The organism is Streptomyces sp. NPDC033177 (assembly GCF_055577715.1).
The window spans coordinates 92245-110189 of the sequence record NZ_JBVIPS010000006.1 but is presented as its reverse complement, the minus strand read 5'-3'; the positions used below and the strand labels follow the sequence as shown (position 1 = coordinate 110189).

The following is a 17945-nucleotide window of genomic DNA, read 5'->3' as shown; positions in this document are numbered from 1 at the left end:
CCGTCCTCCGGTCCACCCCGCCCCGGTGCGCGTATCCCCCGTACGCACCGGGGCGGGGTTATGTTTGTTCCGTTCGGAAACTTTTTGCTCTCGGTTTGTCCACAGGACGGTCGCTCGGCTGGCTCTTGTCCGGGAGCCGGTTAGGCTCGTGTCCGCGAGGCCAACGCCCCGCGTACCCGCGTCACATCCCAGAAGGAGATGCTCGTGCCGTCCATCGACGTCGTCGTAGCCCGGGAAATCCTGGACTCCCGAGGCAACCCCACGGTCGAGGTCGAGGTCGGCCTCGACGACGGCAGCACGGGTCGTGCCGCCGTTCCGTCCGGTGCGTCCACCGGTGCTTTCGAGGCCATCGAACTCCGTGACGGTGACCCCAACCGTTACATGGGCAAGGGCGTGGAGAAGGCCGTCCTCGCCGTCATCGAGCAGATCGGCCCGGAGCTCGTCGGGTACGACGCGACCGAGCAGCGCCTGATCGACCAGGCGATGTTCGACCTCGACGCCACCGACAACAAGGGCTCGCTCGGCGCCAACGCCATCCTCGGCGTCTCGCTCGCCGTCGCGCACGCCGCGTCGGAGGCCTCCGACCTCCCGCTCTTCCGCTACCTCGGCGGCCCGAACGCGCACCTGCTGCCCGTTCCGATGATGAACATCCTGAACGGCGGGTCGCACGCCGACTCGAACGTCGACATCCAGGAGTTCATGATCGCGCCGATCGGCGCCGAGTCGTTCTCCGAGGCCCTGCGCTGGGGCACCGAGGTCTACCACACGCTGAAGAAGGTCCTGAAGGACAAGGGCCTCTCCACCGGCCTGGGCGACGAGGGCGGCTTCGCCCCGAACCTGGACTCCAACCGCGCCGCGCTCGACCTCATCCTCGAGGCCATCAAGCAGGCCGGTTACGTCCCCGGCGAGCAGATCGCGCTCGCGCTCGACGTCGCCGCGTCCGAGTTCTACAAGGACGGCTCGTACGACTTCGAGGGCAAGTCCCGCTCGGCCGCCGAGATGACCGAGTACTACGAGGAGCTCGTCGCCTCGTACCCCCTCGTCTCCATCGAGGACCCGCTGTTCGAGGACGACTGGGCCGGCTGGAACGTCATCACCGAGAAGCTCGGCGACAAGGTCCAGCTCGTCGGCGACGACCTGTTCGTCACCAACCCCGAGCGCCTCGCCCGTGGCATCGAGGAGAAGTCGGCCAACGCCCTCCTGGTGAAGGTCAACCAGATCGGCTCGCTGACCGAGACCCTCGACGCCGTCGAGATGGCGCAGCGCAGCGGCTTCAAGTGCATGATGTCGCACCGCTCCGGCGAGACCGAGGACGTCACCATCGCCGACCTCGCCGTCGCCACCAACTGCGGCCAGATCAAGACCGGCGCCCCGGCCCGCTCCGAGCGCGTCGCCAAGTACAACCAGCTCCTGCGCATCGAGGAGATCCTGGACGACGCCGCGGTGTACGCGGGCCGTTCGGCGTTCCCGCGCTTCAAGGGCTGAACAACGGCGAGCTCCGGCTCCGCTGAGTAGATACGTACGTCCCCGTACTCGGTCCCGTACCGTGTGCGGGGACGTTCGTACGTATCGGGGAGGCGGCACACATGGCCGTGAAGGACCGCGACCGGTTCTCCACCGCGACCAGGCTGCGGCTGCTCGGCGAGCAGACCGCGGAGCGTGTCTACCGCTCCCAGACCAAGCGCCAGGCGCGCCGCTCCCGGCTCACGGGACGCGCCGCGCTCCTCGCGCTCGTGCTGTGCTCGCTGGTCGTCGCGCTCGCCTACCCGATAAGGCAGTACGTCTCCCAGCGCGCGGAGATCGCCGACCAGCGCAAGGAGCAGGCCGAGCGCCGCGAGCACGTCGAGAGGCTGAAGGACGAGAAGGCCCGCTGGCGTGACGACGCGTACGCGGAGCAGCGCATCCGGGACCGGCTGCACTACGTGATGCCGGGCGAGACCGGCTACACGGTGGTCGACCCCGAGGCGGCGAAGAAGCAGCGCACCGACCAGGGAGCCGCCGCCAGGCCCTGGTACTCGAACGTCTGGGACGGCGTCGACAAGGCGGACCGCCCGGCCGACGACGACTGAGCCCCACCAGGCTTCCGACGACCGAGCCCCACAGAACTTCTACGGAACCGATCGAAAGACAGGCATGGAAACGCCCCCGCCGACCACCCCGCGCACCGAGCCCACCGACGCCGACGTCGAGGCATTCAAGCAGCAGCTCGGCCGCCCGCCGCGCGGCCTGCGGGCCATCGCCCACCGCTGCCCGTGCGGGCAGCCGGACGTCGTCGAGACGGCGCCGCGGCTTCCCGACGGGACGCCGTTCCCGACGACGTACTACCTGACGTGCCCGCGGGCCGCGTCCGCGATCGGCACTCTTGAGGCCAACGGCGTCATGAAGGAGATGTCGGAGCGGCTGAAGACGGACCCCGAGCTCGCTGCCGCCTACCGCAAGGCGCATGAGGACTACATCGCGCGCCGTGACGCCATCGAGGTCCTTGAAGGCTTCCCGAGCGCGGGCGGCATGCCGGACCGCGTGAAGTGCCTGCACGTCCTGGTCGGCCACTCCCTGGCCGCGGGCCCCGGCGTGAACCCGCTGGGCGACGAGGCGATCGCGATGCTCCCGGAGTGGTGGCGCAAGGGGGCGTGCGTGTCCCTTGCGGAGGGTGAGCCCGCGGGGGAGAGCGCATGACCCGCGTCGCCGCGATCGACTGCGGCACGAACTCCATCCGCCTGCTCGTGGCGGACGCCGACCCGCTGACCGGTGAACTCGTCGACCTGGACCGCAGGATGACGATCGTGCGCCTCGGCCAGGGCGTGGACAAGACGGGCCGCCTGGCCCCGGAGGCCCTGGAGCGGACCTTCGCCGCGTGCCGCGAGTACGCCGAGGCCATCAAGGCGCACGGCGCCGAGCGCGTCCGCTTCGTGGCGACCTCCGCCTCCCGCGACGCCGAGAACCGCGACGACTTCGTCCGCGGGGTCCTGGACATCCTCGGCGTCGAGCCGGAGGTCATCAGCGGTGACCAGGAGGCCGAGTTCTCCTTCACGGGGGCGACGAAGGAGCTGACGGGCAGCGACCACCTCGCCAAGCCCTACCTCGTCGTCGACATCGGCGGCGGCTCCACGGAGTTCGTCGTCGGCGACGACACCGTCCGCGCCGCACGCTCCGTCGACATCGGCTGCGTGCGCCTCACGGAACGGCACATCCGCAGCGACCCGCCCGCGCTCGCCGAACTGGCCGCCGTCCGCGCCGACATCGCGGCCGCGCTCGACCTCGCCGAGGAGACGGTGCCGATCCGCGAGGCCCGCACCCTGGTCGGTCTCGCGGGCTCGGTGACGACGGTGTCCGCCATCGCGCTCGGCCTCGATGCGTACGACTCCGCGGCGATCCACCACTCCCGTGTCTCCTACGAGCAGGTGAGCGAGATCGTCGGCCGTCTGGCCGGGGCCACGCACGACGAGCGGGCCGCGATCCCGGTGATGCATCCGGGGCGCGTGGACGTCATCGTGGCGGGCGCCCTCGTACTCCTTTCGATCATGGAAAGGGCCGGTGCCGGGGAGGTCGTCGTCAGCGAGCACGACATCCTCGACGGCATCGGCTGGTCGATCGCCTGAGCGCCTCATGTAGCGTCTGAGCGGCTGTCGAGGGGCCCGGAAGGGCCCTCGGCGACATGCCGTCGGGAAAGTTCGTGAAGTTCTTCACAAGGAAATCGGCTCGGTTGGTCGATGTTCAGGGGTTCCGGACCCCTAAAAGTGACCCGAGAGGGCCCCGCGACCCACGACAGTGAAGGTTCGGGAGGGGGTCCGGAGGGTGGGTCCGTCGAGTGGTCCACTGTGCTTGAGGGGCCAGAGCGGCAGCTCACAAGGGGTGCACAACGTCCCGGGTCATCCCGTGGTTCCCCTGGGGCTCTATGGCCTGCGTCACGTGGGCGGCGAACTATAGCAGAGGGTCCCCCCATGCTTGTGAAGGGGCGCACGAGCGACCCCTGCCGGGCAGGTGGATACTCGATGGCATGAGCACCACGGAGCGTCCCAGGATCCTCGTAGTAGGCGGTGGGTACGTAGGCCTGTACGCAGCTCGGCGCATTCTCAAGAAGATGCGCTACGGAGAGGCGACCGTCACGGTCGTCGACCCCCGGTCGTACATGACCTACCAGCCCTTCCTCCCCGAAGCCGCCGCCGGCAGCATTTCGCCTCGGCACGTCGTCGTCCCGCTGCGACGCGTGCTGCCCAAGGCGGAAGTTCTGACCGGCCGGGTCACCACCATCGATCAGGACCGCAAGGTCGCCACGATCGCCCCCCTCGTGGGCGAGGCGTACGAGCTGCCTTTCGACTACCTGGTCATCGCGATGGGCGCGGTCTCCCGCACCTTCCCGATCCCCGGCCTCGCCGAGCAGGGCATCGGCATGAAGGGCATCGAGGAGGCCATCGGCCTGCGCAACCACGTCCTCGAGCAGCTGGACAAGGCTGACTCCACGACGGACGAGGACGTCCGCCGCAAGGCGCTGACCTTCGTCTTCGTCGGCGGTGGCTTCGCGGGTGCGGAGACCATCGGTGAGGTCGAGGACATGGCCCGCGACGCGGCCAAGTACTACAACAACGTGAAGCGCGAGGACATGCGCTTCGTGCTCGTCGACGTCGCGGACAAGATCCTCCCCGAGGTCGGCCCGAAGCTCGGCCAGTACGGCAAGGAGCACCTCGAGGGCCGCGGTGTCGAGGTCTACCTCAAGACCGGCATGGACTCCTGCGTGGACGGCCACGTGGTGCTCAACAACGGCCTCGAGGTCGACTCCAGCACCATCGTGTGGACCGCCGGCGTCAAGCCGAACCCGGCGCTCGCCCGCTTCGGTCTGCCGCTCGGCCCCCGTGGCCACGTCGACACCCAGACGACCCTCCAGGTCCAGGGCACCGACTACATCTGGGCCGCGGGCGACAACGCCCAGGTCCCGGACATGGTCGGCCGCAAGGCCGGCAACGAGAACGCCTGGTGCCCGCCGAACGCCCAGCACGCGCTGCGTCAGGCCAAGGTGCTCGGCGACAACGTGATCTCCGGCATGCGGGGCTTCCCGCAGAAGGAGTACAGCCACGCCAACAAGGGTGCGGTCGCCGGTCTCGGCCTGCACAAGGGCGTCGCGATGATCGTCATGGGCAAGATGAAGATCAAGCTCAAGGGCCGTCTCGCCTGGTACATGCACCGCGCGTACCACGGCATGGCGATGCCGACGTTCAACCGCAAGATCCGTGTCTTCGCGGACTGGACGCTCGCGGTCTTCCTCAAGCGTGAGGTCGTCTCGCTGGGCGCCATGGAGACGCCGCGCGAGGAGTTCTACGAGGCCGCCAAGCCCGCGCCGAAGCCCGCAGCGGCCAAGGCCGAGGCCCCGGCCGTCAAGGCCGAGGAGAAGGCCAAGGCCTCCTGACCTCCGGTCACTGAACAGCCCCGAGGGGGTCGCCCGCCATCCGTGGTGCGGGCGGCCCCCTCGGGTTTTTCCCGCCCCCGTATACATGGTGCTTACACTTATTTTGCCGATCCGTGACGCGGCAACGGGACTGCGCAAGAGACCTGTTGGTGTTTACGTGGTGTTGAGCTGTCCCGGATCGCCATCACGGAGGTGTGCACCATGCCACACGCCGCACTGCGGCTTGAGAGCCTCGCCGAACAACTGCTGGGAGCCCCGCTCCCCGTGCGCATTCGTGCCTGGGACGGTTCGGAAGCAGGCCCGCCGGGTGCCCCCATCCTCGTCGTACGCAGCCGCCGCGCCCTGCGCCGCCTGATGTGGAAGCCGGGCGAGCTGGGCCTGGCCCGCGCCTGGGTGGCCGGGGACCTGGACGTCGAGGGCGATCTGTACGCCGCGCTCGAACGGCTCGCCGGGTTCATCTGGGAGCGCGACGAGGACGCCAAGAGCCTGAGGGAGTCCCTGCGCGACCCGAGTTTCCGCGCCGCCGCCCGCACCCTGGTCGGTCTCGCCGCGCCCTTCCTGCCGCCCGCCCCGCCGCCGGAGGAGATGCGCGGACGCGGTCGTCTGCACCTGCACACCAAGCGCAGCGACCGCCAGGCCATCAGCCACCACTACGACGTGGGCAACGACTTCTACGAGCTGGTGCTCGGCCCCTCGATGGTCTACTCGTGCGCCTACTGGGAGTCGCCCGACGGCACCCTGGAGGACGCCCAGCGCGACAAGCTCGAACTCATCTCCCGCAAGCTCGCGCTGAAGCCCGGCATGCGCCTGCTCGACGTCGGCTGCGGCTGGGGCTCCATGGCGATCCACGCGGCCCGCGAGCACGGCGTCACCGTCGTCGGCGTCACGCTCTCCCAGGAGCAGGCCGCGTACGCCAGGAAGCGCATCGCGGAGGAGGGCCTGACCGATCGGGTCGAGATCCGCGTGCAGGACTACCGCGACGTGCGCGACGGTCCGTACGACGCCATCTCCTCCATCGGCATGGCCGAACACGTCGGGGCCGAGAGGTACTTGGAGTACGCGCAGGATCTGCACGCCCTCCTGAAGCCCGGCGGCCGGCTCCTCAACCACCAGATCGCGCGCCGCCCGCAGGCCGACGAGTCGACGTACGAGGTCGACGACTTCATCGACGCCTACGTCTTCCCCGGGGGCGAGCTCGCCCCCGTGGGGTCCACCGTCGCGCAGCTGGAGCGCGCCGGGTTCGAGGTGCGTGACGTGGAGGCGATCCGCGAGCACTACGCCCTCACCCTGCGCCGCTGGGTCGCCAACCTGGAGGCCCGCTGGAAGGAGGGCCAGCGGCTCACCTCGCCGGGCCGCGCCCGCATCTGGCGCCTCTACATGGCGGCCTCCGCGCTCTCCTTCGAGCGCAACCGCATTGGCGTCAACCAGGTCCTCGCGGTGAGGACCCCGGAGGCGGGCACCTCCGGGATGCCGCTGCGGGCCCGCGCCTGGCAGTAGGACGCAGACGAGCGGGGCCCCGGGCGGCTATCGACCGGGGCCCCGCTCGTTCACGTACCGGCCGGTGCTACTCGGCCTTGATCGCCATCAGCGGGTTCAGCTTGGCCGCGCTGCGGGCCGGCCACACCGCCGCGAGGACGCCGACCAGGCCCGCGATGCAGAGGAAGATCGCGATACGGCCGAGCGGGATCTCCATGGAGTACGTCTTCAGCGTGCCGGAGATGCTGTTGCCCGCGACCCAGCCCATGAAGAGGCCGAGGCCGATGCCGAGCAACGCGCCGAACAGGGAGATGATGACCGCCTCCAGGCGCACCATCTGCTTGACCTTCGCGCGGTCCAGGCCGATGGCCCGCAGCATGCCGATCTCGTGCTTCCGCTCGAAGACCGACATGGCCAGGGTGTTGATGACGCCGAGCACCGCGATCAGGATGGCCATCGCCAGGAGGCCGTAGAGCATGTTCAGCATCATGTTGATCGCGCCACCGATCTCGTTGCTGATCGCGTCCTTGTCCTGGATCTTGATGGCCGGGTTGTCACCGAGGGCCTTGACGATGGAGTCCTCGGACGCGTCGGAGACGCCGTCCTTCATCTTCACCAGGACCTGCTGGTCGGTGATCTTGGACATGTGCGGGTCGACCACGGCGAGCGGCGTGAACAGGCCGTCGATCATCTCGTTCTGTTCGTAGATGCCGGCGATCCTCAGCTTGACCGTTTTGTCGTCGTCGAACGTCACCGGGACGGTGTCGCCGGTCTTGAGGCCCTTCTTGTCCGCGGTCTTCTTGTCCAGGAGCGTGGAGTCTCCCTTCAGACCCGCGAGCGAGCCGCTGGTGAAGTCCAGGCTCGCCACCGTGCCGAAGTCCTTCTCGTCGACGCCGGTGACCTGGCCGTACGAGCCGTCGAGCTCGCCGTAGGTGGTGCGCAGCGGGCTGCTCGCCTCGACGTCGGACAGCTTGTCCAGCTTCTGACGGACCTCGGGGGTCAGCGGCTCGTAGTTCGCCATGGAGACGGTGTAGTCGGCCTTCAGGGAGTCCGCCGCCATCTTGTTGATGGCGCTGCTCATGGAGGTCGCGACCACCGTCATCGCGGTGATGAGGGTCAGACCGATCATCAGGGCCGCGGCGGTGGAGGCCGTGCGGCGCGGGTTGCGCACCGAGTTGAGCCGGGACAGTTTGCCCGGGACGCCGAAGGGCTTCAGGAGCGGGGCCGACGCGGCGATGAACGGGCGCGACAGGAGCGGTGTGAGGACGATGACGCCGACGAGGATCGTCGCTGCGCCGCCGGACATCACGTAGTTGTCGTCCATGAACATCATGACCGTGCCGATGGCGACGATGATCGAGCCGATGGTGTTGCGCACGACGAGACCGCGCGTGGTCGGCGTCGCGTGGACGCTGTTCATCGCGGCGACCGGCGGGATCTTCGCGGCGCGGCGGCCCGGCAGCCAGGCGGCCAGCATGGTGACGACCACACCGATGATCAGGGCGACGACGATGGTGGTCGGGGCGATGATGATCGGCCCGTCGGGCAGCGAGGCGCCCGCGGAGTTCATCAGGGACTCCAGGCCGAGGGCCACGCCGATGCCGAGCGCGAAGCCGGTCACGGCGGCCACCAGACCCACGATGAACGCCTCGATGAGCACGGAGCGCGTCACCTGACGGCGCGAGGCGCCGACGGCGCGCATGAGCGCGAGCTCCTTGGTGCGCTGGGCGACCAGCATGGTGAAGGTGTTGGCGATGATGAAGATGCCGACGAAGAGCGCGATGCCGGCGAAGATCAGCAGCACCTGGCTCATCGAGCTGGTCTGCTGCTCGATCATGTCGTCCTGGTCGGACTTGAGCTCGGCGCCGGTCAGGGCCTTGGAGTCCTTCGGGAGGATCTTGTCGATCGAGCTCTTGAGCGCCGTCTCGGAGGTGCCCGCGGCGGCCTTCACGTCGATCTCGTCGTACTCGGTCTTGCCGAGGACCTTGAGCGCGGTGTCGTTGTCGAACACCGCCAGGCTGCCGCCCGCCAGGACGCTGCCGTCCTCGGTGTCGAAGACACCGCTGATCTTCGCCGTCTTCACCGGCCCGTCGGTGGAGTAGCGGACCGTGTCGCCGACCTTGTATCCGGTGCGCTCGGCGGTGCGGGAGTCGAGGGCGATGTCACCGGCGGACTTCGGGGCGGCGCCCTTGGTGAAGTCGTAGCGCGGGTCCTTGCCGTCCTTGCCCGGGAAGTAGTTGGCGCCCGAGGTGCCCCACTCGCCGCCCACCAGCTTGCCGTCCTTGTCGGCGAGCGCGGTGAAGCCGGTGACGCCGGCGATCGCGGAGTCGGCTCCGGGCAGGCCGTCCGCCTTCTTGAGCAGGGAGTCGGTCAGGCGCGGCTTCTGCTTGGTCTCGTCCTCCTCGCCGCCCCACGGCTGGATGGCGACGGAGACGTGGTCGAAGCTCTTGGCCGACTTGTTCTTGTAGGCGTTGCCGAAGGTGTCGGTGAAGACGAGGGTGCCGGAGACGAAGGCGACGCCGAGCATGACGGCGAGCACCGTCATCAACAGCCTCGCCTTGTGCGCGAGCACGTTGCGCAGGGCGGTACGGAACATGGGTGTGAGTCCTGGTGGGGGAGAGAGGGAGGGCCCCGAAGGGGCGCGGAGAACTGCGCGACCAGCCACGACGTACCCGCAGGCAGCGCCTACGGACGTCGTACGGCGCTTAGCTGGTCCTCCCCTTCGCGTCGAAGTCCTTCATCCGGTCAAGGACGCCGTCCGCCGTCGGCGAGAGCATCTCGTCGACGATCCGCCCGTCGGCGAGGAAGATCACGCGATCCGCGTACGCCGCGGCCACCGGGTCGTGGGTGACCATGACGACGGTCTGGCCCAGCTCCCGCACGGAGTTGCGCAGGAAGCCCAGGACCTCGGCGCCCGAGCGCGAGTCCAGGTTTCCGGTCGGCTCGTCACCGAAGATGATGTCGGGCTGCGAGGCGAGTGCGCGGGCCACGGCGACGCGCTGCTGCTGGCCGCCGGAGAGCTCGGTGGGCCGGTGGGAGAGGCGCCCGGCCAGGCCGACCATCGAGATGACCTGCTCCAGCCACTGCTTGTCGGGCTTGCGGCCCGCGATGTCCATCGGCAGCGTGATGTTCTCCAGGGCCGTCAGCGTCGGCAGCAGGTTGAAGGCCTGGAAGATGAAGCCGATCTTGTCCCGGCGGAGCTTGGTGAGCTGCTTGTCCTTGAGGGTGGAGAGCTCGGTCTCGCCGATCCGCACGGAGCCGCCGCTGAAGCTGTCGAGCCCCGCGACACAGTGCATCAGGGTCGACTTGCCGGAGCCCGAGGGGCCCATGATCGCGGTGAACTCACCCTGCCGGAAGTCGACGGAGACATGGTCCAGGGCGACCACCTGGGTCTCGCCCTGTCCGTACACCTTGGAGAGGTCCGTGGCGCGTGCGGCCACCGCGGTGCTGCGGGCGGCGAAGGGGGTGGTGGTCACGGGGTGGTGCTCCTGTCGGGACGACGAGTGGGGACGTACTCCATCGTGCTGGCCGATCCGCGCCATGTAGTCAGCCGCTGTTCCGGTTCCGATGGCCCTCTGCAGTCGGACTCCGGGAGCCGGTGTCATACCTGGGGATGACCCCGGCCCCTGACGCAGGTAGCACTCGCCAGTGACCCGCGCACGCCCGCGCAGGCGGCTAAATTCCGTCATTCCGTCCCGGAGGCCGCAGAACGGTGGAAGGGCCTGCGGCATGTACCGATGGGCCGTACCGGTGGCTGATGCACCCTCAGACGTCAATAAAATAAGACAACATCGGGCTGTTGTTCCGCTGTTCGAGGGACGCCTCCCGATAGGGTCGAATCACTTGATGCGGAGCCCATGGCCTGCCCGGATGGTGGAATGCAGACACGGCGAGCTTAAACCTCGCTGCCCCTCGCGGGCGTGCCGGTTCAAGTCCGGCTCCGGGCACCTCCCGCCAAGGCCTCGGCGGGTTACGTGCGCCAAGGCATCAGCGCGCCGTTGAAGCGTGCCGCCGTGTGCAGGTCCGCCTCGATCGCCGCCGCCGTCTCGCGCAGTGCGGGAAGCAGCGCCCCGACGGTTTCCTCCAGCGGCGCCGTGCCCGCGTGCTGCGCCACGTTCAGGGCGGCGATCACGCGTCCTTCCGCGTTCTTGATCGGTACGGCGACCGAGCGCAGGCCCTCCTCCAGTTCCTCGTCCGCGGTGGCGTGGCCGTCGGCCGCGGTGCGGTTCAGGATGCGGTGCAGGGCCGTCGGGTCGGTGACCGTGCGGTGGGTGAGGGGGCGGGGCGGGGCGGCCTTCAGGAGGCGCTCGCGGTCCTCCTGGGGGAGTCCGGCGAGCAGCACCCGGCCCATGGCCGTGGGGTAGGCGGGGAAGCGCGTGCCGAGCGTGATGTAGACGCTCATGACGCGGACCGTCGCCGCGCGTGCCACGTACAGGATGTCCGTGCCGTCGAGCACCGTCACCGACGCCGACTGGTGTACACAGTCGGTCAGTTGGCGCAGATGCGGCTCGGCGATGTCGGCGAAGCCGAGGCGGGACAGGCGGGCGTAGCCGAGTTCCAGGATGCGGGGGAGCGGGCGGTAGAGGCGGCCGTCGTGCGCCGCGTACCCCTCCAGTTCCAGCGTGTGCAGGCAGCGGCGCGCGGTGGCCCGTGGCAGGCCGGTGGCGGCGGCGATCGCGGTGAGCGGCAGGCCGTCGCCGTGGGCCAGGCCGAGAGCGCGCAGGACGGCGAGGCCGCGGGCGAGCGACTGGAGGAAGCCGGGGCCGAGTTCGGCCTTGGCGTCGACCGTGTCCAGCGGCTGATCCGGCGTCAACTCCCCTTCTGTGTAAGGCGGGGCGGCCGTCGGCAGGGTTTCCAGGTGCGCCGCCTCCTCGTGCAGTCGTGGCAACACGAGCTCCGCCAGGCCTTGCGCCGTGTGCCTGCTGGTGTGGCTCACCGCGGACAGGGCGTACCGCGGGCGGCCCGCCGCGTCGCGCACCGGGACCGCCGTCGCGATCAGGCCCGGCTCGATCAGCTGGTCGTCGAGCGCCCAGCCCGTCGCGCGCGAGCGTTCCACCCGGTCCGCGAGGTCCGGGGGCGTGGATGCGGGGCCGGGCGGCAGCGCGGGGAAGGCGTGACCCCCGGGGTCGGCTGCCACGCGTGCCCGCCACCCCGCCCACGCCGCCTCGTCCCACTCGGCGGCGAACAGCGCGCCCGGCGCGCACCGCTCGGCGGGGAGCAGATCGCCGATGCGGAAGGCCACCGACATCGCGCGGCGCCGCGCCGCCTGCGTGACGAAGCGGACGCCGTCGCCGTCCGGCACCGCGAGGGACACCGACTCGTCCAGCTCGTCCGCGAGCCGGGCGGTACGCGCCGCGACCTCGCCGCTCAGGCCGCTCGCCGCCAGGTAGGCGTTGCCGAGTTCCATCAGGCGGGGCGTGAGGTGGAGTTCCTGGCCGTGCTCGCGTACGTGGCCGAGGCGGACCAGGGTCGCCACCACCCGGTCCACCGTCGAGCGGGCCAGGCCGGTCGCGCGCACGAGGTCGCCCGCCCTGACCTGTTCGGCGACCGCGAGGGCGCGAAGCACCGCGAGACCGCGCTGAAGGGGGCGTACGGACTCTTCCGGCATGGTCTCGCTCCTCGCACGGTGGAAATCGGGTGCCTCGCAACCGTTGACAGGCGCTGGGTCCGGTCGGAGACTCCCGTCAGCACATTATGAACGAAAGTTCACCAGGCGAACTAGTGCCCAGTGTCTTGCCAATCGTCGAACAAGTGGAGGGGTCGGCCGATGCGCACCACCGTCGGAATCATCGGAGCCGGACCGGCGGGCCTGCTCCTCGCCCGCCTGCTGCACAACGCGGGCATCGATTCCGTCGTCCTGGAGACCCGCGACCGCGCCTACGTCGAACAGCGCCAGCGCGCCGGAATCCTGGAACAGGGCACCGTCGACGTCCTGCGCGAGGCGGGCGCCGCCGCCCGCATGGACCGCGAGGGCATCCCGCACGACGGCATCGAGCTGCGCTTCGACCGCCGCAGGCACCGCGTCGACTTCCCCGCGCTGACCGGCGGCCGGTCCGTGATGGTCTACGCCCAGACCGAGGTCTGCAAGGACCTCATAGCCCTCCAGCTCGCCGCGGGCGGCCCGCTGCTGTTCGAGGCGGAGGCGCTCGCCGTGGAGGGCGCCGAGACCGAGAACCCGCGTGTCCGCTTCCGTCACCAGGGCCGCGAGGACGTCCTGGAATGCGACTACGTGGTGGGTTGCGACGGCTCCTGGGGCGTGGCCCGCAAGGCGGTACCCGCCGACGTCTCCCGGGTCTTCGAGCGGACGTACCCCTTCGGCTGGCTCGGCATCCTCGCCGACGTACCGCCCTCGCACGACGAACTGGTCTACGCCCGCCACGACCGCGGCTTCGCGCTGCTCTCCATGAGGTCGCCGACCGTCACGCGCGCGTACCTCCAAGTCCCCGCGGGCACGGACGCCGCCGACTGGGGCGACGAGGAGATCTGGGACGAACTCGACCGCCGCCTGGAGACGGACGACCCCGCCTGGACCCTGAAGCGCGGGCCCATCACCTCCAAGTCCGTCACCCCCATGCGCAGTCACGTCCACGAGCCCATGCGGCACGGACGCGTCTTCCTCGCCGGGGACGCCGCCCACATCGTCCCGCCCACCGGCGCCAAGGGCCTCAACCTCGCCGTCGGCGACGTCGTCACCTTCGCCCGCGCGCTCGTCGAGTACCGCGAGACCGGCTCCGACGCCCGCCTGGAGTCCTACTCGGCGACCTGCCTGCGCCGCGTCTGGCAGGCCGAGCGCTTCTCGTACGCCCTGACCACGATGCTGCACCGCGCCCCCGAAGCCACCCCCTTCGACGACCGCATCCAGCTCGCTCAGCTGGACCGCATCACCACCGCTCGCTCGGCCGAGACCGACCTCGCCGAGAGCTACACCGGATTCTCGCTCGACTGATCCCCCCCCCGCCGCGAAACCCCCGTCCCCACCAGGTCCCACAAAGAAGTGAGAGCCCCGTGACCGCTCCCCAAGCCGCCGCACCCCAGCGGACCTTCAGATCCGTCGCCCCCGTCATAGCCCTGTGCTGGCTCGTCGTCTTCTTCGACGGCATGGACGTCAACATCTACGGCGCCGTGATGCCGCACCTCATCGACGACAAGGACTTCGGCTTCACCACGTCGACCGCCGGCACCATCGGCTCCTGGACCACCTTCGGCATGCTGATCGGCGCCCTCGGCTGCGGCACGCTCACCGACTGGATCGGCCGCAAGCCGATGGTCACGGGCAGCGTCGCGCTGTTCTCCCTGGGCTCCGCGATCTGCGCGCTCGCGCCCACCGCCGCCGTCTTCGGAGGCGGCCGTTTCATCGCCGGGCTCGGGCTCGGCGGCCTGATGCCGATCAGCCTCGCGATCGTCGCCGAGTTCGCGCCGCCGCGCAGGGCCGCACTCGCCACCGGCCTGATGATGACCTCGTACCACGCGGGTGGCATGGCGGCCACGGGCCTCGGACTCTGGCTCGGGCCCGACCACGGCTGGCGCGTCGTCTTCTGGGCGGGCGTCATCCCCGCCGCCGTCGCCATCCCCCTCGTACTGAAGTGGCTGCCCGAATCGCCCGGTGTGCTGCTCGCCAAGGGCCGCACGAGCGAGGCGGAGGCCGTCGCCGCCCGGTACCTGCTGCCGTCCCCGACACTCGCCGAAGCCCCCGAGGCGGGCGCCAAGGGACGCTTCGCCGCCGTCGCCTCGCTCTTCGGCCCCGGGCAGCGGTTCGCGACCCCGCTCCTGTGGCTCGCTTCCTTCGCCGGTCTGCTCCTGGTCTACGGGGTCTCCACCTGGCTCCCCGAGCTGATGCGCGCCTCCGGCTACTCCCTCTCCTCCTCCGTCACCTTCCTCATGGTGATCAACGCGGGCGGCATCGTCGGCATGCTCGTCGCGGGGCGGATGGCGGACAAGTTCGGCGCCGTGCGGATCTCCGCGATCTGGTTCCTGCTCACCGCCTGCGGCGCCTTCCTGCTCAAGGCGGAGCTGCCCCTCGGTGTCGCGTACGGAGTCGTCTTCGTCACCGGCATCTGGCTCTTCTCGGCGCAGGTGATGGTCTACGCCTCCGCCCCGTCCGTCTACACGCCCGCCCAGCGCGCCACCGGGCTCGGCTGGATCACCGGCGTCGGGCGTACGGGTGCGGTCGTCGGACCGTGGCTGGGAGGCGCTGTCGTCTCCGGCGGAAACGCGTCCCTCGGATTCACCACGTTCGCCGTGGCCGCCGTCCTCGGAGCCGTCGCGATCTCGCTGGTGCCACTCGTCCGGCGCAGCCGCCGCACCCCGGCCGACGAGGGAGTATTGCCCGTCTCACCGGGAACAGAGAGCACTGGGCCGGACGTTCTTGGTCACAAGGAGGGAAAGATCCTCCCCAAGCACTAGGGTCTTCCTTTTGCCTACGCATTACTCTTGACCCAAAGCCACGCTCGGTGGCCATGGAGGAGTGAAATGAGGAGCAGTAACCCGGTCTTCTCGCGACGGGGGTTCAGCCGCGACAACGGCTACGCGGGCTTCGGCACGCAGCCGCAGGCCGGGGGACCCGCCGTCGGGACGCAGACCCAGCAGGGCAACCCGTACGCGGGTGCCGGCCAGCAGGCGCCCACCAATCCGTACGCGACGAACCCGTACGCCCAGCAGGACCTGCAGCACGGCGCCCCCCAGGCGCCCGTAACCACCGCAGGCCGCATGACGATGGACGACGTCGTCCTGCGTACGGCCACCACGCTCGGCACGCTCCTGGTCACGGCGGCGCTCGCCTGGGCACTGCTGCCGGTGGACGACGCCAACATCAGCAAGTCGTACGGCATCGCGATCGGCGCAGGCCTCGTCGCGATGGTGCTCGGCCTGGTGCAGGCCTTCAAGCGCAAGGCCTCGCCCGCGCTGATCCTGACGTACGCCGCCCTGGAAGGTGTCTTCCTCGGCGTCGTCTCCAGCGTCGTCGACAACCGCATCGCGGACGGCGCGGCCATGCAGGCCGTGCTCGGCACGATGGCCGTCTTCGCCGGTGTCCTGATCGCCTACAAGGCGGGCTGGATCCGCGTCAACCGTCGCTTCTACGGCTTCGTGATGGCCGCGGCGATGGGCTTCCTGCTGCTTACCGCCGTGAACCTGCTGTTCATGGTCTTCGGCGGCGGTGACGGCCTCGGCTTCCGCAGCGGCGGCCTCGGCATCGTCTTCGGCATCGTCGGCATCCTGCTCGGCGCGTGCTTCCTGGCCCTGGACTTCAAGCAGGTCGAGGACGGCATCGCGTACGGCGCGCCGAAGGAAGAGGCCTGGCTCGCGGCGTTCGGTCTGACGATGACGCTCGTCTGGATCTACCTCGAGTTCCTGCGTCTGATCGCCATCCTGCAGGGCAACGACTGACGCGCCTGACTCGACGAAGGGCCCCGCGGAACGCATGTTCCGCGGGGCCCTTCGCCGTTGTGTGAGGTTGGGTGAGGGAACAGGGGGAGTCAGAGCAGCTTGCGCGCGGCCCGGCGCAAGTCGTACTCGTGAATGATTGCCTTGGCGTGCCCATAAGCCAGGTTGTGCTCCGCGCGGAGCCAGCTGACCTTCTCCTCGAAGCGGAAGAGAGAAGGGCCTTCGTCCACGGCGCGGATCCAGTCGGAGATCTCACGACCGGTGCAGTGGGGGATTCGGGCGATCAGGTTGCGGTGGGTCTCCTCGGAGAAGACTTGTGACATCGGCGCCTCCGGACGCGTCGCGATGTGTTCCGTCCTTCACGACACCGTGCCTGAGCGTTGGGGCGTTGGCAACAGTCCCGCCCGGGCGCATAAGGTCGCCGGGTGCTTGATACGACGCCTTTGACGGCCGCAGTGGACCAATTCGCCGACCGTTTGCGGGCCGCCCCGCAGAGCCGCCTGCAGCGGGGGGCGGCGACCGAGGCGCTGGCTCTGGCCAGGGAACTGGCGGCGTGGGCGCAGCGGATCGAGGTGCCGGACGCGGAGCCGCGGGAGATGCCGGACGCCGGGATGTTCGCGGCGGCCGACCAGATCACGGTGGCGGGGCGGGATCTGGCCCTCGTGCTGGAGGATTCCGGTCAGCTCGCGGAGGCGCTGACGCTCGTGGAGAAGGCGCAGAAGCGCGCCGGGGTGTGACGGGGTGTGGGCCGACCCCGGCGCTCGCCGGGGCCGCTCCGGTCAGACCGACGCGATGACGCGGTCGGCCAGGATGTAGACGTTCTCGGTGCCGCACTCGAAGGTCAGTGCGTAGGCGCCGGAGACTCCGGAGCCGCCGAGCAGGACCGGGGTGTGGCCGTCGCGCAGGGCGTCGGCGAGCAGCTCCGCGGTCTCGCGGTGGCCCGGGGTCATGCAGAGCGTCGTGCCGTCGGCGAAGACGTAGACGTCCAGCGTGCCGAGCGGGCCGGGCCGGACGTCGGCGAGCGCCGTGCGGGCGTCGGCCAGTTCCTCAAGACAGGCGACAGTGCGCTCGTGGTCGCCGTTGACGGGCGACTGGACCGGCACGAAGTCCGGGTGCGAGGGGTGGCGGCGGCGGGCCGCGGCCAGCTCGGGGGAGTCTCCCCCGAAAACTCCGTCCAGGGAGGTGCCCCCGGCGAACTCGTCGGCCGGGTCGGCGTACGGCTCGATGACCGGCTCCAGGCTGTCCGACTCCAGCCCTGCGAGGTCCGCCTGGCGGGGCAGGAACAGCTCGTCGGCCATGTCGGAGAGGCCGGGCAGGCCGCTCAGCAGGGAGGGCGCGTCCGAGGCGTCACGGGCTTCCTGGGCGGCCCAGAAGGCCCGCGCCTCGGCCAGCTCGCGCTCCCGCTCCTCGGCGAGAGCCTCGGCGACAGCCGTGCGTATCTCATCGGTGTCCGCGGTGGTGCGGGCGGCGGGCACGGTGGCGTGCGCGGTCGCCGAGCGGCCATGGACCAGCTCGGTGCGCAGGGCGGTGATTTCGGCAAGCTGCTTCCGCAGCCCGTGCACGGCGTGCAGGGCGGCGGCACCCACGGCCGTGGCAGCGGCCGTGGAGAGCAGCAAGGCAATAGGCAGAGCGCTCACTGACGTACTCCCGGTTTCAAGTCGACCCCCGACTTCCTACATCAGCTTGA

Annotated in this window: 15 protein-coding genes and 1 tRNA gene; 11 read left to right on the top strand and 5 right to left on the bottom strand. The window is 70.0% G+C overall.

Annotated elements, in window-relative coordinates; genetic code table 11:
* Positions 1-204 precede the first annotated feature (204 nt).
* The 6 genes from eno to ACZ5U5_RS21500 all read left to right on the top strand — a co-directional run bounded on the left by eno (position 205) and on the right by ACZ5U5_RS21500 (position 6898).
* Positions 205-1485 carry a phosphopyruvate hydratase gene (eno, locus tag ACZ5U5_RS21525; RefSeq protein WP_190083504.1) on the top strand — a complete coding sequence of 427 codons (1281 nt, stop codon included), beginning with the start codon at positions 205-207 and terminating at the stop codon, positions 1483-1485.
* 101 nt (positions 1486-1586) lie between these two features.
* Positions 1587-2069, top strand: coding sequence for an FtsB family cell division protein (locus ACZ5U5_RS21520; protein ID WP_469023994.1), 483 nt, complete (start codon positions 1587-1589; stop codon positions 2067-2069).
* 64 nt (positions 2070-2133) lie between these two features.
* Positions 2134-2676 (top strand): DUF501 domain-containing protein, encoded by a 543-nt coding sequence (locus ACZ5U5_RS21515; protein ID WP_469023992.1) that lies wholly within the window; start codon positions 2134-2136, stop codon positions 2674-2676.
* Positions 2673-3599 carry a Ppx/GppA phosphatase family protein gene (locus ACZ5U5_RS21510; RefSeq protein ID WP_469023990.1) on the top strand — a complete coding sequence of 309 codons (927 nt, stop codon included), beginning with the start codon at positions 2673-2675 and terminating at the stop codon, positions 3597-3599. Before ACZ5U5_RS21515 ends, ACZ5U5_RS21510 begins: the two co-directional genes overlap by 4 nt.
* A gap of 398 nt (positions 3600-3997) precedes the next feature.
* Complete coding sequence (locus ACZ5U5_RS21505; RefSeq protein ID WP_363211678.1) at positions 3998-5401, top strand: NAD(P)/FAD-dependent oxidoreductase; 1404 nt, start codon at positions 3998-4000, stop codon at positions 5399-5401.
* A gap of 201 nt (positions 5402-5602) precedes the next feature.
* Positions 5603-6898: a class I SAM-dependent methyltransferase gene (locus ACZ5U5_RS21500; RefSeq protein ID WP_469023987.1), complete on the top strand. Its 1296-nt coding sequence runs from the start codon at positions 5603-5605 to the stop codon at positions 6896-6898.
* A 67-nt stretch (positions 6899-6965) separates the two neighbouring features.
* Here ACZ5U5_RS21500 and ACZ5U5_RS21495 read toward each other — a convergent pair whose 3' ends face one another.
* Positions 6966-9473, bottom strand: coding sequence for an ABC transporter permease (locus tag ACZ5U5_RS21495; protein ID WP_469023985.1), 2508 nt, complete (start codon positions 9471-9473; stop codon positions 6966-6968).
* 109 nt (positions 9474-9582) lie between these two features.
* Entirely contained in the window at positions 9583-10353 is a 771-nt protein-coding gene (locus ACZ5U5_RS21490) for an ABC transporter ATP-binding protein (protein WP_344523294.1), read from the bottom strand.
* 388 nt (positions 10354-10741) lie between these two features.
* Here ACZ5U5_RS21490 and ACZ5U5_RS21485 point away from each other — a divergent pair.
* Positions 10742-10824: transfer RNA gene (locus tag ACZ5U5_RS21485), tRNA-Leu, on the top strand.
* A 23-nt stretch (positions 10825-10847) separates the two neighbouring features.
* Here the strand turns inward: ACZ5U5_RS21485 and ACZ5U5_RS21480 are convergent.
* The gene (locus tag ACZ5U5_RS21480; RefSeq protein ID WP_469023982.1) at positions 10848-12485 is read right to left on the bottom strand and encodes an IclR family transcriptional regulator domain-containing protein; all 1638 of its coding nucleotides are present in this window, start codon (positions 12483-12485) and stop codon (positions 10848-10850) included.
* Positions 12486-12644: 159 nt separating this feature from the next.
* On the opposite strand from ACZ5U5_RS21480, the gene ACZ5U5_RS21475 reads away from it, so the two are divergent.
* The 3 genes from ACZ5U5_RS21475 (at position 12645) to ACZ5U5_RS21465 (ending at position 16261) form a co-directional block, all read left to right on the top strand.
* A complete protein-coding gene (locus tag ACZ5U5_RS21475; RefSeq protein ID WP_469023980.1) occupies positions 12645-13823 on the top strand; it encodes a 4-hydroxybenzoate 3-monooxygenase in 1179 nt (392 codons plus the stop codon).
* Positions 13824-13882: 59 nt separating this feature from the next.
* On the top strand, positions 13883-15280 hold the full coding sequence (locus ACZ5U5_RS21470; protein WP_469023978.1) for an MFS transporter: 1398 nt from the start codon (positions 13883-13885) through the stop codon (positions 15278-15280).
* A gap of 66 nt (positions 15281-15346) precedes the next feature.
* Complete coding sequence (locus ACZ5U5_RS21465) at positions 15347-16261, top strand: Bax inhibitor-1/YccA family protein (protein ID WP_451221218.1); 915 nt, start codon at positions 15347-15349, stop codon at positions 16259-16261.
* A gap of 89 nt (positions 16262-16350) precedes the next feature.
* Here ACZ5U5_RS21465 and ACZ5U5_RS21460 read toward each other — a convergent pair whose 3' ends face one another.
* Entirely contained in the window at positions 16351-16581 is a 231-nt protein-coding gene (locus ACZ5U5_RS21460; RefSeq protein ID WP_361832622.1) for a DUF4287 domain-containing protein, read from the bottom strand.
* 102 nt (positions 16582-16683) lie between these two features.
* On the opposite strand from ACZ5U5_RS21460, the gene ACZ5U5_RS21455 reads away from it, so the two are divergent.
* Positions 16684-16995 (top strand): hypothetical protein, encoded by a 312-nt coding sequence (locus tag ACZ5U5_RS21455; protein WP_249589487.1) that lies wholly within the window; start codon positions 16684-16686, stop codon positions 16993-16995.
* 42 nt (positions 16996-17037) lie between these two features.
* Here the strand turns inward: ACZ5U5_RS21455 and ACZ5U5_RS21450 are convergent, their stop codons facing one another.
* The gene (locus ACZ5U5_RS21450; protein WP_469023974.1) at positions 17038-17895 is read right to left on the bottom strand and encodes a hypothetical protein; all 858 of its coding nucleotides are present in this window, start codon (positions 17893-17895) and stop codon (positions 17038-17040) included.
* Positions 17896-17945: the final 50 nt, after the last annotated feature.

What these genes read in the sequence shown, in the direction of transcription:
- ACZ5U5_RS21465 (WP_451221218.1), top strand. Translation starts at nt 15,347, where the DNA reads ATGAGGAGCAGTAACCCGGTCTTCTCGCGACGGGGGTTCAGCCGCGAC.
- ACZ5U5_RS21505 (WP_363211678.1), top strand. Translation starts at nt 3,998, where the DNA reads ATGAGCACCACGGAGCGTCCCAGGATCCTCGTAGTAGGCGGTGGGTAC.
- ACZ5U5_RS21510 (WP_469023990.1), top strand. Translation starts at nt 2,673, where the DNA reads ATGACCCGCGTCGCCGCGATCGACTGCGGCACGAACTCCATCCGCCTG.
- ACZ5U5_RS21500 (WP_469023987.1), top strand. Translation starts at nt 5,603, where the DNA reads ATGCCACACGCCGCACTGCGGCTTGAGAGCCTCGCCGAACAACTGCTG.
- ACZ5U5_RS21480 (WP_469023982.1), bottom strand. Translation starts at nt 12,485, where the DNA reads ATGCCGGAAGAGTCCGTACGCCCCCTTCAGCGCGGTCTCGCGGTGCTT.
- ACZ5U5_RS21515 (WP_469023992.1), top strand. Translation starts at nt 2,134, where the DNA reads ATGGAAACGCCCCCGCCGACCACCCCGCGCACCGAGCCCACCGACGCC.
- ACZ5U5_RS21460 (WP_361832622.1), bottom strand. Translation starts at nt 16,581, where the DNA reads ATGTCACAAGTCTTCTCCGAGGAGACCCACCGCAACCTGATCGCCCGA.
- ACZ5U5_RS21475 (WP_469023980.1), top strand. Translation starts at nt 12,645, where the DNA reads ATGCGCACCACCGTCGGAATCATCGGAGCCGGACCGGCGGGCCTGCTC.
- ACZ5U5_RS21495 (WP_469023985.1), bottom strand. Translation starts at nt 9,473, where the DNA reads ATGTTCCGTACCGCCCTGCGCAACGTGCTCGCGCACAAGGCGAGGCTG.
- ACZ5U5_RS21520 (WP_469023994.1), top strand. Translation starts at nt 1,587, where the DNA reads ATGGCCGTGAAGGACCGCGACCGGTTCTCCACCGCGACCAGGCTGCGG.